Annotated in this window: 11 protein-coding genes; 8 read left to right on the top strand and 3 right to left on the bottom strand. The window is 71.1% G+C overall.

Annotated elements, in window-relative coordinates; genetic code table 11:
* The first annotated feature begins 34 nt into the window (after positions 1-34).
* The 8 genes from JYK02_RS17690 to JYK02_RS17655 all read left to right on the top strand — a co-directional run bounded on the left by JYK02_RS17690 (position 35) and on the right by JYK02_RS17655 (position 13,167).
* Positions 35-454 carry a hypothetical protein gene (locus JYK02_RS17690; RefSeq protein ID WP_207052529.1) on the top strand — a complete coding sequence of 140 codons (420 nt, stop codon included), beginning with the start codon at positions 35-37 and terminating at the stop codon, positions 452-454.
* A gap of 16 nt (positions 455-470) precedes the next feature.
* A complete protein-coding gene (locus JYK02_RS17685) occupies positions 471-1,547 on the top strand; it encodes an NAD(P)H-dependent flavin oxidoreductase (RefSeq protein ID WP_207052527.1) in 1,077 nt (358 codons plus the stop codon).
* Between the two features lie 43 nt (positions 1,548-1,590).
* Positions 1,591-2,886, top strand: coding sequence for an AHH domain-containing protein (locus tag JYK02_RS17680; protein WP_207052525.1), 1,296 nt, complete (start codon positions 1,591-1,593; stop codon positions 2,884-2,886).
* Between the two features lie 17 nt (positions 2,887-2,903).
* On the top strand, positions 2,904-3,485 hold the full coding sequence (locus JYK02_RS17675) for an imm11 family protein (protein ID WP_207052524.1): 582 nt from the start codon (positions 2,904-2,906) through the stop codon (positions 3,483-3,485).
* A 364-nt stretch (positions 3,486-3,849) separates the two neighbouring features.
* On the top strand, positions 3,850-4,266 hold the full coding sequence (gene rnk, locus JYK02_RS17670; RefSeq protein ID WP_207052522.1) for a nucleoside diphosphate kinase regulator: 417 nt from the start codon (positions 3,850-3,852) through the stop codon (positions 4,264-4,266).
* A gap of 213 nt (positions 4,267-4,479) precedes the next feature.
* Entirely contained in the window at positions 4,480-6,258 is a 1,779-nt protein-coding gene (locus tag JYK02_RS17665) for an OmpA family protein (RefSeq protein WP_207052520.1), read from the top strand.
* 27 nt (positions 6,259-6,285) lie between these two features.
* Positions 6,286-9,507, top strand: coding sequence for a DUF4215 domain-containing protein (locus JYK02_RS17660; RefSeq protein WP_431603497.1), 3,222 nt, complete (start codon positions 6,286-6,288; stop codon positions 9,505-9,507).
* Between the two features lie 129 nt (positions 9,508-9,636).
* A complete protein-coding gene (locus JYK02_RS17655) occupies positions 9,637-13,167 on the top strand; it encodes a protein kinase domain-containing protein (RefSeq protein WP_207052516.1) in 3,531 nt (1,176 codons plus the stop codon).
* On the opposite strand, the gene JYK02_RS17650 is transcribed toward JYK02_RS17655, so the two are convergent.
* From JYK02_RS17650 to JYK02_RS17640, 3 genes are all read right to left on the bottom strand, one after another.
* The gene (locus JYK02_RS17650) at positions 13,136-13,483 is read right to left on the bottom strand and encodes a hypothetical protein (RefSeq protein WP_207052514.1); all 348 of its coding nucleotides are present in this window, start codon (positions 13,481-13,483) and stop codon (positions 13,136-13,138) included. The genes JYK02_RS17655 and JYK02_RS17650 overlap by 32 nt on opposite strands.
* Positions 13,484-13,571: 88 nt before the next feature.
* On the bottom strand, positions 13,572-13,937 hold the full coding sequence (locus JYK02_RS17645; protein ID WP_242588786.1) for a hypothetical protein: 366 nt from the start codon (positions 13,935-13,937) through the stop codon (positions 13,572-13,574).
* Between the two features lie 138 nt (positions 13,938-14,075).
* Positions 14,076-14,435 carry a hypothetical protein gene (locus JYK02_RS17640; RefSeq protein WP_207052510.1) on the bottom strand — a complete coding sequence of 120 codons (360 nt, stop codon included), beginning with the start codon at positions 14,433-14,435 and terminating at the stop codon, positions 14,076-14,078.
* Between the last annotated feature and the right edge of the window lie 9 nt (positions 14,436-14,444).

The raw sequence follows: 14,444 nt of genomic DNA, 5'->3' as shown, positions 1-14,444 counted from the left end.
AGAAGCCTGACGCTCTTGCAGTGCTGGTGAACTCATGACGAACCTGCCCCGGTGTTCCGAAGCGGAGTTGGAAGTTCTCAAGACGATGACCGAGTTCATGCGGACCTCGGTGTGGACGGGGCCCGGCTGGCCCGTCGAGCAGCTGCTGTTGCGGTGGCAGCGGGTCGCGGAGACCGCTGGGGACTACCGGGGCGGCATCGATGACTTCATCTACGCGCTGACGCACCGGGATGCGCTGGAGGTCGTCATGGAGAAGTGTCCCCCGGCCTCCGCGGACGTGCTGAAGCGGCTGGTCTCGGCATCCGACGAACAGTTCCGGGCCGCGACGCAGGACGATGGCGGAAAGGCCCTGTCGCAATTCAGGAAGCCCTCTGGCACGAACTGGTGGTACTCGCGCCGGCCGTCCACCGGTCCCCTCGGTACCTACCTGGATACGGGCAAGTACGGGACCTAGCGCCGGAGGGGTGGCCATGATGGATCCGCAGGCGTGGCGCAGGTTCGCGGAGCGGCTCGGGGTGGAGCATCCGCTCATCCAGGCTCCGATGGCGGGCGGTCTGACGCCACCGGAGCTGGTCGCGGCGGTATCGGAGGCCGGAGGGCTGGGTTCGCTGGGCGCCGCCTACGTGCAGCCGGAGGACATCGTCCAGCAGGCCCGCGCGGTGCGCTCCCTCACGTCGCGGCCGTATGCCATCAACCTCTTCGCGCCACAGCCCGCGGTGGCTCCTGCGGACCCGGGGCCCACGCTCGCCATCCTCGAGCGCTTCCACGCGGCGCTGGGGCTGCCTCCTCCCGTGATTCCGGCGGCCGCGATGCCGGACTTCGCGAAGCAGGTGGAGGCGGTGCTCGAAGCGGTGCCCACGGTGTTCAGCTTCACCTTCGGCCTTCCACCCGCGCCGGTGCTGGAGACGTTCCGGTCGCGCGGCATCCTCGTCGTGGGCACGGCGACGAACGTGCGCGAGGCCCGGGCGCTGGAGGCCGCGGGCGTGGATGCGATTGTGGCGCAGGGCTCGGAGGCCGGCGGACACAGGGGCTCGTTCGGTGGGTCGTTCGATGGCGGCATGGTGGGGACGATGGCGCTCGTGCCCCAGATGGTGGATGCGGTGCGGGTGCCGGTCATCGCCAGCGGCGGCATCATGGACGGACGCGGCATCGCGGCGGCGCGGATGCTGGGCGCGGCGGCCGTGCAGCTGGGCACGGCGTTCCTGCGGTGCCAGGAGTCCAGCGCGGCGGCGGCGCACAAGGCGTTGCTGCGCGAGGCCCGGGATGAGTCGTCGCGCATCACGCGCGCCTTCTCCGGCCGTCCTGCCCGCGCGATTCCGAACGAGCTGACGACCACGCTGGAGGAGGCCGGAGCCATCATGCCGTTCCCGCAGCAGCACGGGGCCACGCGCACGCTGAGGGCCGCGGCGTCGAAGCAGAACGACACGCGCTTCATGGCCCTGTGGGCAGGGCAGGGTATCGGGCTGTCGCGAGAGGGTTCCGCGGCGGACCTGGTGAGGGCCCTGGTGGCGGAGACCGACGCCGCGCTGGCCGCCGTGCGCGGCTGAGTTGGGACGGAGGGGGAGGGGGCTCCGGGTAGGCTTCACGCCCATGCCACGGCTCCACATTCCGGGTATCCCTCTCGCCGTCGTCATCGCGTGGCTGCTGCTCGTCGGGACCGGCTGCGCGGCGTCGCGGGCCGTGCGGCTCGACACGGGCCGGGGACCCACCCGCGTCCACACGCCACAGCGGGACGTCCAGCCCGTGGCGCTGGATGAAGACACCTTCGTGTCCGCGATCGCGAGCCTCGTGCGCACCGCGCCTGTGCCCTACGCCCACGTGCGTGGACGCCTGGGGCTCATCTCCGTGCAGCAGCCAGGACGTGGACATCTCCGGCTCACCGATACTCCCGCTGAGGAGCTGACAGCGGCGTATGGCCGGTGGTGCAAGCGCAAGGCGCTCTCTGGTGACTGCCTCCACCTGCTGGAGCGAGGAGCCACGCTGGACGAGGACGGCAAGCGCACGCTGGCCTTCTCCATCGCGTTGGACTCGGTGTGGGACGAAACGGAGAGCGCGCTGCGCGGGATGACGGATCGCGAGGCGGTGCTCTCGATGATCGTCACGACCAGCGCCCTGTACCTGGGCTTGTGGCTGTTGCCGGAGCCGGTGTCCAAGGGGGTTGCCGCCACCCTGACGGCGGCACTCATCGCCTACCTGGGTGTCGACACGGTGTGGAGCCTCATCCACGGATGGATGCTGCTCGCGGATGCGGTGGCGGACGCCAGGACCTTTGACGAAGTCCGGGACGCGGGTGAGCAGTACGGCAGGGTGATGGGAGAGAACGCCGCGCGGGCCTTCGTCATGCTGGCCACGGCGGCACTGGGCAGCACCGCGGAGACACTGGCCGCGAAGGTGCCCACGCTGCCCGGTTCGGCGCAGGCGTCACTCGTGGGCGTGGCACAAGGAGGCTTCCGGCTGGGAGCGGTCGCGCAGGTGCGGTCCGTGGCCGTGTCCGCGACGGGTGACATCCTGATCAGCCTTGCGCCGGGTGCGGTGACGACCGGTGGACCCGTGGACGTGCCGGGACCGAGGCACCACATCGCGTCCGACAAGTTCAGCACGTCCACCGCGAACGGAGGCCCGTGGACCCCGCGCTACCAGAGGATCTTCGACAAGGCTGGGATGTCACTGAACGACCCGGAGAATCAGGTGGACGTTCCCGGCCATCGCGGCCCACATCCTCGCGAGTATCATGAAAGGGTTTATCGACGGCTTGATCAGGCAACGGCGACCTGCAAGACCCTCGAGCAATGCCGAGTATCGTTGATTGACGCGCTACGCGACCTGGCGGATGAAATCCTCCAGAAGGGCAGCTTCCTCAACAAGCTGGTGACCCGCACAGAGTGAGTGCAGGAACTCGACCCATGTCCTTGCGATATTTCGACCTCGCTGACGACGTGTACGTGGAGGGCCGCTGGGAGCTGGGGCATCCACAGGACGACCAGGGGCGGGACCTGGAGGACTCCTGGCAGTTCCGGATAGGCCGGCCGAGCTCGTGGGAAGGGCGCTTGCACATCCCCATCGACATCCCAGGCAACGCTCTCGATTACTCCCACGCGGCGTTCGGCACTCCGGTGGTCACCTCGCGGGTTGCCTCTATCTTCGAGCGGCTGGCTCCGAACGACATCCAGCTCTTCCCCGTGAGCATTGAGGGACAGTCCGATGACTTCTTCATCCTGAACGCCATCCGCCGGGTGAACTGCATCGACGACGAGGCCTCGGAGGAAGCGCGGTACTGGACGCGCCGAAACGGGATCGCGGAGAAGGTCGGAACCTACATCTCCGTCTGGGGCATGCGCATCGACACCACACGCCTTGGCAGTGCCCGGGTCTTCCGGCCCCTCCACTGGGAAGTGGTCCTCGTCATTCCCGAGGACATCAAGCTCGCGCTGGAAGCCATTGGCGCCACCGGGGTCCAGTTCAAGGACGTGTCCCCGCTGGGCTGATTCCGCGCCTGCGTGCGTCACGGCGGCTGTTCGCCAGGCCGCTTGTTCTCCGGGGGGCGGTTGCAATCACCGACGGCACGGCTACATTCAGCACTTCACCGCAGTCGCAGCCCCCGGGTTCCTCGTCAGATGACGGTTTCGCTCACAGCCTGCCTGCAGCGTGCTCCGCGACGGACGTCCGTCCGCCGGACGCTGCCCGCGCATGGCCGAGCCACCGCCTGGCTTGTCACCCACGCCGCCCGTCTCGCGTAGCTCACGACGGACGGCGTCCGCTCCACCCCCGCTGAACCCCCACGTCACGCGCTCCCGCCTTCCGGGAATGCGTTCCACCGTCATTCCCCTTCCCACGCAGGAGGCCATCGCCATGACCCACGACCACCCCCTCATCGTCACCGACACCGACCTCCAGCGCCTGGAGCGCGTCGTCGAACAGTACGGCAACGCCCGCAACGCGGAGCTCGTGGAGCAGCTGGAGTCCGAGCTCGCCCGCGCCACCGTCACGGCCTCCACCGCCATCCCCCGCGACGTCGTCACCATGAACAGCACCGTCGTCTTCGAGGACGAAGCGGCCGGCGAGACGCGCGAGGTGACCCTCGTCTATCCCAAGGACGCCAACAGCGACGAGGGCCGCATCTCCATCCTCGCCCCCGTGGGCAGTGCCCTCATCGGCCTGTCCGTGGGCCAGACCGTGGAGTGGCCCCTCCCCAACGGCCGCACCCGGCGCCTGCGCATCATCGCCGTGCCCTACCAGCCGGAGGCCGCCGGCCACTTCCACCTGTAGGCCCGCGTCCGCCCCTGACGCGTCAGCGCCGTGTCCGCGTCCTGCCCTGACGCGTCAGCCGCCGGGCCCGGCCCGGGTCCGGCTCGCATCCCCGCGCCTTTACTGAAAGTCGTTCTTCCAACACATCCTGGCCCCTCGCGTGCAAATGTCCGCGCACCCCCAGTGAGGGGGCGCGGGCATCCCTAGTGCCCGCGAGTACATGTGGAGGAACGCTTGTTCGCACGAAGGCATCACCTTGGGCTCGGAGGACTGGCCGTCCTCTGCGCCTTCAGCAGCGCCCAGGCCCAGAGCACCATCCCGGGCATCGAACTGGAGCGCCTGCAGCTCAACCCCGGCATGCGCGACAGCCTCGTGCTGTCCACCGGCGACCTGCTCCCCGCGGGGCAGTTCCGCGTCGGGCTGACCGCGCACTACGAGAACCGTCCCCTCGTCCTCGTGGAGGACGGCGACCGCCAGGCGGACGTCATCTCCAACCGCGTGACGGCGCACATCAGCGCCGCGTACTCCTTCACGAACTGGTTGGAGGTGGGCGCCCAGCTGCCCATCGTCTCCCAGTGGGGCCCGGAGACCGCCCAGCTCGGCGTGTCCCGTCCCACCACCAGCGCGCTCGGCACCCCGTGGCTCCAGGCCCGCGTGGGCTTCCTCTCCGAGAACCGGGGCGGACCCCTGGACCTCGGCCTGCACCTGGGCGCGGCGCTGCCCCTGGGCAACAAGGCCGCCCTCACCCGCGACGAGGGCTTCACCTTCTCCCCCCGCCTGGGCTTGGGCAAGCAACTGGGCGGCACCTTCCGCGTGGGCGCGGACGTGGGCGCGCTCGTGCGCACGAAGACGTACGCGCTGACGCCGCAGACGCAGCCGTACCAGGACGAGATGGGCGTGGAGCTCAACGGCGGCGTGAACCTGTCCGCCGGCCTCTGGGGCCTGCGCGAGGAAATCCTCGTGCGCGGCACCGTGCCTACGCAGGACTCGCCCAGCTCGCTGGAGGCGCTGCTGGGCCTGCGCGTCCCCACCGCTGACGGCACCGAGGTGTACGTCATGGGCGGCCCGGGCTTTGGCCAGACGCCGGGCACGCCGCGCTTCCGCATTCTCGCCGGTGTGTCCTTTGGCACGCCGCCCGCGCCCAAGGGCCCCGTCTGTATCGCGGGCCAGCCCCACGTGGCCGCCGAGTGTCCCGACCTGGACTCCGACGGCGACGGCGTGAAGAACCGCGACGACCAGTGCCCCACGACGGCGGGCCTGGCGCAGCTCCAGGGCTGCCCGGACAAGGACGACGACCAGGACGGCATCCCCAACCTGGCGGACAAGTGCCCCGCGCAGGCGGAGAACAAGAACGGCTTCCAGGACGAGGACGGCTGCCCGGACGACCCCGACTCCGACGGGGACGGCATCGTGGACTCCAAGGACGCGTGCCCCAAGGAGCCGGAGACGTTCAACCGCTACAAGGACCAGGACGGCTGCCCGGACGTGGAGCCGGACCGCGACGGTGACGGCATCGTGGACCGCCTGGACAACTGCCCCGACGAACCGGGCACCGAGTCCAACGGCGGCTGCAAGGAGGCGCCCGTCGCGCGCATCGACACCGGCAGCAACAGCATCCGGATCATGGAGGCCGTGTTCTTCGAGAACAACAAGGCCGTCATCCAGAAGCGCAGCAACGCGGTGCTGGACAAGGTCGCGGCCATCCTCGTGTCCCACCCGGACATCGAGAAGGTCCGCGTGGAGGGCCACACCGACAACACCGGCAAGGCCACGTACAACCTGGACCTGTCCCAGCGGCGCGCCGAGGCGGTGGTGGACTACCTCGTGAGCAAGGGCGTGCAGCGCGAGCGGTTGGAGGCGAAGGGCTTCGGGCCCACGCAGCCCATCGCGGACAACGCGAAGGCGGACGGCCGCGCGAAGAACCGCCGCGTCGAGTTCAAGATCGTCGGAGAGGCCGAGGGCGTGCAGACGACGCCGGCCTCCTCCTCTTCCCCCGACACCCAGAAGCCGTAAGGCAGACCTTTCATGTTCATGAACCAGATGAGTGCCATCTTCCGGGGAGAGTCACCCCGCATGGCCCTGCGCGCGGGCTTCCACGCGCTGGCCCTGTGTTCGCTGTTCCTCCTGGCCGGCTGCGAGTCGGCCGACCCCACCACGCAGCCCGTCCTCACGAGCCAGTCCTCGTCGCTCGTGGGAGATGGCCGGATCCAGCCCGGCGAGCAGTGTGACGACGGCAACACGGCGAGCGGCGACGGCTGTTCGTCCACCGGCACCGTGGAGGCGGGCTACCTGTGCAACGTGCCCGGCAACGCGTGCTCGCTGGCCAGCCTGTGCGGCAACGGCGCGGTGAACACCGGCGAGCTGTGTGACAACGGCGGCACGGCCGGCAACGGCTGTACGGCCACCTGTGACCTGTCGCTGTGTGGCAACGGCGTCTTCAACAACCAGCAGTACCCGTCCTACGCGCAGGAGATCTGCGACGACGGCAACCGCTTCGAGGGCGACGGGTGCAGTCGGCAGTGCGAGGTGGAGCCCGGCTTCGCCTGCGCGGGCACCCCCAGCCGCTGCGTGCGCGCGGGCGTGGCGGTGTTCAACACCGGCGTCGACGCGCAGAACCGCCGCCTGCCCACGGGCGGGGTGGATCCGCACTGGTTCTACGCCGGCACCACCACCGGCGCGGCCACCGGTACTCGCGACGCGAACGACTGGCCCGTGGAGATGCAGACCGCTCGATTCATGGCGGCCCAGGGCGCCCAGACGTGCGTGTACCAGGACTTCCTCCTCCCCTCGACGACGAAGGTCAGCCAGTTCCGCCTGCGCTTGGCGACGTTCAACGACAACCAGTTCGACGGCGCGAGAGTGAACGGCGTGGCCATCACGCCCGTCATCGTGAGCCAGCCCGCGGGCCAGCCCTGGCAGAAGAACATCTTCCGCGAGTTCGGCACCAACGCGGCCTGGCGTCCAGGCCTCAACCGCATCGAGCTGTGCAACGAGAACGACGGCAACGAGCCAAACGCCTTCCGCTACCTCTTCGTGGACGCGTACGACGACCGCTGCGGTGACGGCGCCATCTCCCCGCGCGAGGAGTGCGACGACGGCAACACCACGGCGGGCGATGGCTGCAACGCCACCTGCGGCATCGAGCCCGGCTACGGCTGCACCGGCGCGCCCAGCGCCTGCGCCAGGACGTGCGGCAACGGCAACCTGAACCCCGGCGAGCAGTGCGACGACGGCAACACCGCCGCGAACGACGGCTGCAACGCCAGCTGCCGCGTGGAGAGCGGCTACGCCTGCCCCACGCCGGGCCAGGCCTGCACGGCCACCTGCGGCAACGGTGCCATCAACGCGGGTGAGCAGTGCGACGACGGCAACGTGTTCAGCTCCGACGGCTGCTCCGCGGCGTGCCGCATCGAGACGGGCTACACCTGCTCCGGCGCCCCGTCCGTCTGCGCCCCGCTGTGCGGCAACGGCGTGCTCAACGCCGGCGAGCTGTGCGACGACGGCAACACGGCCCTGGGCGACGGCTGCTCCAACGCCTGCACCCTGGAGCTGGGCTACTCCTGCGCCACGCCGGGCCAGCCCTGCGCGAAGACGTGCGGCAACGGCACCGTCGACCCGGGCGAGCTGTGCGACGACGGCAACCTGACGTCCGGCGACGGCTGCGCCACCGAGTGCCGCGTCGAGGACGGCTACGCCTGCTCCACGCCGAGCACGGGCCCCTCCGTGTGCGCCCAGACGTGCGGCAACGGGGCGCTGGACGCGAACGAGACGTGCGACGACGGCAACGACAACTCCAACGACGGCTGCTCCAACGGCTGCCGCGTGGAGCCGGGCTACAGCTGCTCCGGCGCGCCCAGCGCCTGTGTCACCGTCTGCGGCGACGGCCTCCGCGCGGGTGCCGAGGCGTGTGACGACGGCAACACCGCGGTGGGCGACGGCTGCAACGCCACCTGCGCCGTGGAGCCGGGCTACAGCTGCCCCGCGCCCGGCAACACGTGCTTCAAGACCTGCGGCAACGGCGCGCTGGACGCCGGTGAGCAGTGTGACGACGCCAACGCCGTCAACGGCGACGGCTGCAGCACCACCTGCGCCGTGGAGCCGGGCTACAGCTGCAACGGTGCGCCCAGCGCCTGCGGCACCACGTGCGGCGACGGCATCCGCGCGGGCACGGAGGTGTGCGACGACGGCAACCTGGTGGGCGGTGACACCTGCTCGCCGCGCTGCCTGCTGGAGGTGGGCCAGACCTGCAACGCGTCCAACGTCTGCGAGGGGTTCTGCGACCCGTCCACCCAGAAGTGCGTGGCCCAGGACCCCGGCACCGTGACGCCCACGCCGGTCATCACCGGCCCGGCGGCGAACTCCACGGTGACCACCCGCACGCCTCCCATCACCGGCACCGGCGAGCCGGGCGCCACGGTGACGGTGCGCGAGGGCACCACCGTGGTCTGCACCGCCACCGTGGATGCGAACGGCAACTGGACCTGCACGCCCACGACGCCGCTGGCGGAAGGTCCGCACTCCGTGACGGCCACCGCGCAGTCGCCCGGGAGCGCCACCAGCTTCCCGTCCACCACCGTCCCCTTCACCGTGAACACCCAGGCCCCGGTGACGCCCGCTCCGGTCATCACCGGCCCGGTGGCGAACTCCACGGTGAACACCGGCACGCCCGCCATCACCGGCACCGGCACGCCGGGCGCCACGGTGACGGTGCGCGAGGGCACCACCGTGCTCTGCACCGCCACCGTGGACGCGAGCGGCAACTGGAGCTGCACGCCCACGACGGCGCTTCCGGACGGTGCGCACTCCGTGACGGCCACGGCCCAGACGCCCGGGAGCAGCGCCAGCCCCGCGTCGACCGCGGTGCCCTTCACCGTGAACACCCAGGGCCCGGGCCCGGACACCGAGGCTCCGGACACCTCCATCGTGAAGGGGCCGCCGTCCTCCTCCTCCAACCACACGGCGGACTTCGAGTACGACTCCACGGAAGCGGGCTCGACGTTCGAGTGCCGCCTCGACGGTGGCGCGTGGGGCCCCTGCCAGGACCGCTACACCGTCGGCACCGGGGACCATGTCCTGGAAGTGCGCGCGGTGGACGGCAGCGGCAACCGGGATGAGACCCCCGCGGAGTACACCTGGACGGTGGTGGGCTCGCGCGCCTTCGCGGGCGGCGGCTGCAGCACCGCGCCGGATGCGTCCTGGCTGGCCCTCCTGGGCCTGATGGGAGTGCCGGGCCTGCGCCGCCGTCAGCGCCGGACCGCTTAAGCCTCACCTCGCGGAGCCCGCCGGAGGGGTTGGCCTTCCCCCTTTTCGGGAGCGCCCCCTCGCTCCCTCCCATGGCGCCCTTCCGGCGGCGCTCCCGCGTTCCCCCGCCTTCCCCGTATGCTCCCGTCCGTGAGCGGGGCAGGCCGTCCAGAGTTCTATGAGGAGGAGGTCCTGCTCGCGCTGGACGAGGGGCTGCTGTCCTCTGACGAGGCGGCCGCCCTGCGCGAGGAGGCCCTCCGCCTGCACCGCGGGCCCCTGGAGCTGCTGAAGGAACGGGGCCGGCTGACGGAGAACACCCTGGACCTCTTGCGGCAGGACCTGGTGCGAGGCCGCACGGACCGGGGCAGTGCCCCCGTCGAGGAGGCCGCCACGCTGTCCACGGCGGTCCCCGCCTCGCTGGCCATCGAAGGCGTGCCCGCCTTTCCGGTGCCCGGGTGGGACCGCTACGAGCCCGTGCGCTTCCTGGGGCAGGGCGGCATGGGGCAGGTGTTCCTGGCGTATGATCCGCTGCTGCGCCGCAACGTGGCCCTCAAGTTCGTGCGCGACGGGGACCCGGAGCTGGCCCGCCGCTTCCTGTCCGAGGCCCGCGCCCAGGCCCGCGTGCGCCACGAGCGCGTGTGCGAGGTCTACGAAGTGGGCGAGGTGCGCGGCCACGCCTTCATCGCCATGCGCTACGTGGAGGGCCCGTCGCTGGGGCAGCTCTCCAACTCGCTCACGCTGGAGCAGCGTGTCTGGGTGTTGTGCCAGGCCGCCGAGGGCGTGCACGCCGCGCACCGCGTGGGGCTGGTCCACCGCGACCTGAAGCCCGGCAACATCCTGGTGGAGCGCACGGAGGACGGCGGCTTCCTCCCGTTCGTGATGGACTTCGGGCTCGCGCGCGACTGGCGCGAGGACAGCACCACCCCGAACGCGGTGCTGGGCACGCCGCACTACATGCCGCCCGAGCAGGCCCGCGGTGAAGGCCACCGCCTGGACCGCCGCGCGGACGTCTACGCGCTGGGCGCGACGCTGTACGCGCTGCTCACGGGGCAGCCTCCCTTCACCGGCGGCACGGAGAAGGAGGTGCTCGCGAAGCTCCAGTCGGAGCCGCCTCCGCGCCCGCGCCTGCTGGAGCCGGACATCCCGGAGGACCTGGAGGCCGTGGTCCTCAAGTGCCTGGAGAAGGAGCGGCCGCTCCGCTATGACTCCGTGCGCGCGTTCACCGACGACCTGGAGCGCTTCCTCGCGGGAGAGCCGGTGCGGGCCCGCCGGGGCGCGCGCTACTGGCTGGGCAAGAAGGTCCGCAAGCACCGCGCGGCGCTGGCGCTGGGCGGCACGGTGGCGGTGGTGGTGGCCGGCGCGCTCACGCAGGCGCGGCTCGCGCGCGGCGAAGTGGCTGAACGCGAGCGGCTGGCCCGTGCGTTCACCGAGCGCGTGGAGCGCATCGAGTCCTCGGCGCGCTACTCCGCGCTGTCGCGCCTGCACGACACGCGCAAGGACCGCGAGGCGCTGCGCGCGAGCATGGCGGCGCTGGAGGCGGACATCGCCCGCGCGGGCGAGCAGGCGGTGGGACCCGGGGAGTACGCGCTGGGCCGCGCCCTGTTCGCGCTGGACGACCTGGACGGCGCGCGAGGGAAGCTGGAGTCCGCGTGGACGCACGGCTACCGCGAGCCGCGCGTGGCGTGGGCGCTGGCGCAGGTGCTGGGCCACCTCTACCGCGAGCAGCTGCTGCTGGACGTGGAGCGCCGTGCCCCCGCGCAGCGCGAGGCCCGGCTCAAGGAGCTGAACGGGCGCTACCGCGACCCGGCGCTCGCGTACCTGCGCCAGGCGGAAGGGCCGGACGTCCCCGCGCCGCCGTCGTTCGTGAAGGCCCTGTTCGCGTTCTACGAGGACCGGCCGGAGGACGCGCTCGCGCTGCTGGACGCGCCGGGCGCGCAGGCGCCGTGGTTCTACGAAGCGCCGCTGTTGCGCGGGGACATCCTGCTGGCGCGCTCCATGCGCCGCTGGAACGGCGGGGACCGCGCGGGTTCGCAGGCGGACCTGGCGCTGAGCCGTGAGGCCTACGCCGCCGCGGTCGCCACGGCGGAGAGCCAGCCGGTGGTGCACTCGGTGCTGGGGCGGCTGGAGCTGGCCGCGCTGGTGATGGAGCTGTACGGCGAGGGGAACATCCTGCCGCACTACGAGCGGGGCCTGGCGGCGCTGTCGCGTGCGCTCGCCGCCGCGCCGGACCACGCCCGTTCGCTGGTGCTGGAGGCGCGCTTCCATCGCCGGCTGGCGGAGCAGCGCACGAACCAGGGCGGCGAGGGCGTGGAGGCGCTGCTGGAGAAGTCCCTGGCCGCGCTGCGCACCGCGGAGGCCGTGGCCACGCCGAGCGATCGTGTCTCGTTGGAGCGCGCCCTCGTGCACCGGCTGTGGGCGCGCTACCTGCAGCTGAACGGGCAGGATCCGCGCGAACATCTGAGGCTGGCGATTGCTTCGTTCGAGCAGCTGCGCGCCGAGGACCGCGACTACGCGTTCCACGCCAACCTGGGCCTCGCGTGGCAGGGGCAGGCGGACGCGGAGGCGGCGCGCGGGGGAGATCCGGTGCCGCTCCTGGACAAGGCCATCGCCGCGTACAAGATGGCGCTCCAGCTGAGCGAGCAACAGCCGTACTCGTGGATCAACCTGGGCGTCGCGTACCGCAAGCGGGCGGACCTGCCGAACGCGCCGGATGCGGCGGGGGACCTGCGCCTTGCGAACAGCGCGCTGACGCGGGCCCTGTCGCTGAACCCGGACAACTTCGGCGCGTGCTTCAACGGCGCGGAGGTGGCGGAGCAGCTCGCGCGCGCCCGCTACCTGAAGGGCGAGGACGTGAGCGTGGACCTGGAGCGGGCCCTGTCGCTGTACCGGCAGGGATTGGCGCTCAACGCGAAGCAGCCCGCGCTCCACAACGCGCTGGGCTCCGCGGTGTTCTGGCAGGCGGAGCTGCGCGCGGAGGAGGGCGGCGACACGAAGGCCCTGCTCGACGAGGCGAGGGCGTCCTTCGAGAAGGCCCGGGAGCTGGCGCCCGCGCAGGGCTTCGCCTTCAACAACCTGGGCGAGTGGGAGGTCTTCCGCGCCGAGCTCCAGCTTCAGAAGGGCGAGGACCCCAGCGCCGCGCTGCGAGCCGCGGTGGACGACTACACGGAGGCGCTGAAGCGGCTGCCGGACGACGCGGACCTCCTGGCGAACCTGGGCAAGGCCTGGGTGCGCCAGGCGACGTGGACGCTGTCGCGGGCACACGACCCGGCGGCGGACCTCGCGAAGGCGGAGGCGGCGCTGAACCGGGCACGGGAGCTCAACCCCAAGCTGGGCAACGCCTGGCGCTACCTGGCGGAAGCCACGGGCCTCCGGGCGCGCTGGCTGGCGCAGGGGCATGGCGCGGCGGAGGGCGGCTTCACGCGCGCGGCGCAGGCCTTCGAGGAAGCGATGAAGCTCGACCCCAGGCTGGAGTACCGGCTCGCGGCGGCGGACCTCCACGGTGCCTGGGCGCGGTGGCGCCTGCATGAAGGGCAGGACGCGACGGCGAGCGTGAAGCGCGGACTGGAGCTGGCCGACGCGGTGGTGGCGGCCCGTCCCCGGTGGATCCGGGCTCGCGAGGTGAAGGAAGGACTGCTGCCCGGGCAGCTTCCTACGGGCGGCCCTCCACCGGCGGAGCGCTGATCACCTCGATGCCGCCGTTCTTGCGGCCCGACGGGGGCTCCTCGGACGGACTGTCGCCGGGGATGCGCACCTCGAAGAGATAGACCCCCTTGTTCGCGGTGTCGGAGACGGTCAGCTCGTGGGTCATCACGTTATCGAGGCCCAGCTGGAACGGGCCCGACTCGGTGAAGCAGGTCCCCTTGGGAAACGTGATGGAGGCACTCGGGACGACGGACGCGGTGCCCAGCGTGAAGACCACGGTGTCTCCGTGGTTCACCTGCTTCCGGAGGTTGTATCCGCCCCGCATCGCGACGACGTTCACCGTGACGTTGGCCATGGGCCCGCATGTCATTGCAGGCCCTGGACCAACGCGCCCCGGACGCGTCAATGGCGTGTCACGGTCCGGGGCTGACGTCAGACGACCGCTAGACCGGATCCTCCGGCGGGTCGCTGGTCACGTCGATGCCGCCGTTCTTGCGGTCGCGCTCCACCGGACCGCGAGGGTCGGCGCCCTCCTTGGGGCGCGTCCCATCGTCGATGAGCGCGTTGAAGTCGTAGACGCCCTTCGGCGCCGTCATCGAGACGGTCTTCGGGGAGGTCGTCAGCGTGCCGCCCCCGAGCGTGTACGGACCGGACGTGGTGAGGCAGGTCCCGTCCGGGAACGTGATGGTGGCGGTGTAGGACGAAGGGTAGCTGCCCATCGAGAAGACGACCGTGTCGCCGTGCTTCACTTCCGGGCCGGGGTCGTAGCTGATGGGATCCGTGGAGAGGTTGACTGTGATGGAGGCCATAGGTCCCCACAGCATTGCAGCCCCCGGGCCAGAGCGCATGTCCTGAACGCACGCCTTGGAGGTTTCACGGAGGCGACAGGAACCGCATCCCGGACGCGTCAATGGCGTGTCACGTCCGGGAGCTGACGTGTCCGGGGCCTACCGGCGGGCCTCTTCCGGCGGGTCGCTGGTCACGTCGATGCCACCGTTCTTCCGGTCCCACTCGTGACCCTTGCGAGCCTGGGACTCCTGGCCGCTGTTGAAGTCCACGTCGAAGGCATAGACCCCCTTCGCCGCCGTCAGGGACACGACCAGGGGCGCAGTCGCCAGCGTGGGGCCTCCCAGCGTGTACGGGCCAGACGTCGTGAGGCAGGTGCCGTGGGTGAACGAGATGGTCGCCGTCGCGTGGATGGCGGCGCCCAACGTGAACACGACCGTATCGCCGTGCTTCACATCCGGGCTGGGGTCGTAGCTGACGGGGGTCGTCGAGACGTCGATGGTGATGGGGGGATTGGCCATGGTGCCGTG

The sequence above is a fragment of the Corallococcus macrosporus genome (assembly GCF_017302985.1).
GTDB lineage: Bacteria > Myxococcota > Myxococcia > Myxococcales > Myxococcaceae > Corallococcus > Corallococcus macrosporus_A.
The sequence above is the reverse complement of the archived record's forward strand: the minus strand, read 5'-3'. Positions and strand labels throughout refer to the sequence as shown.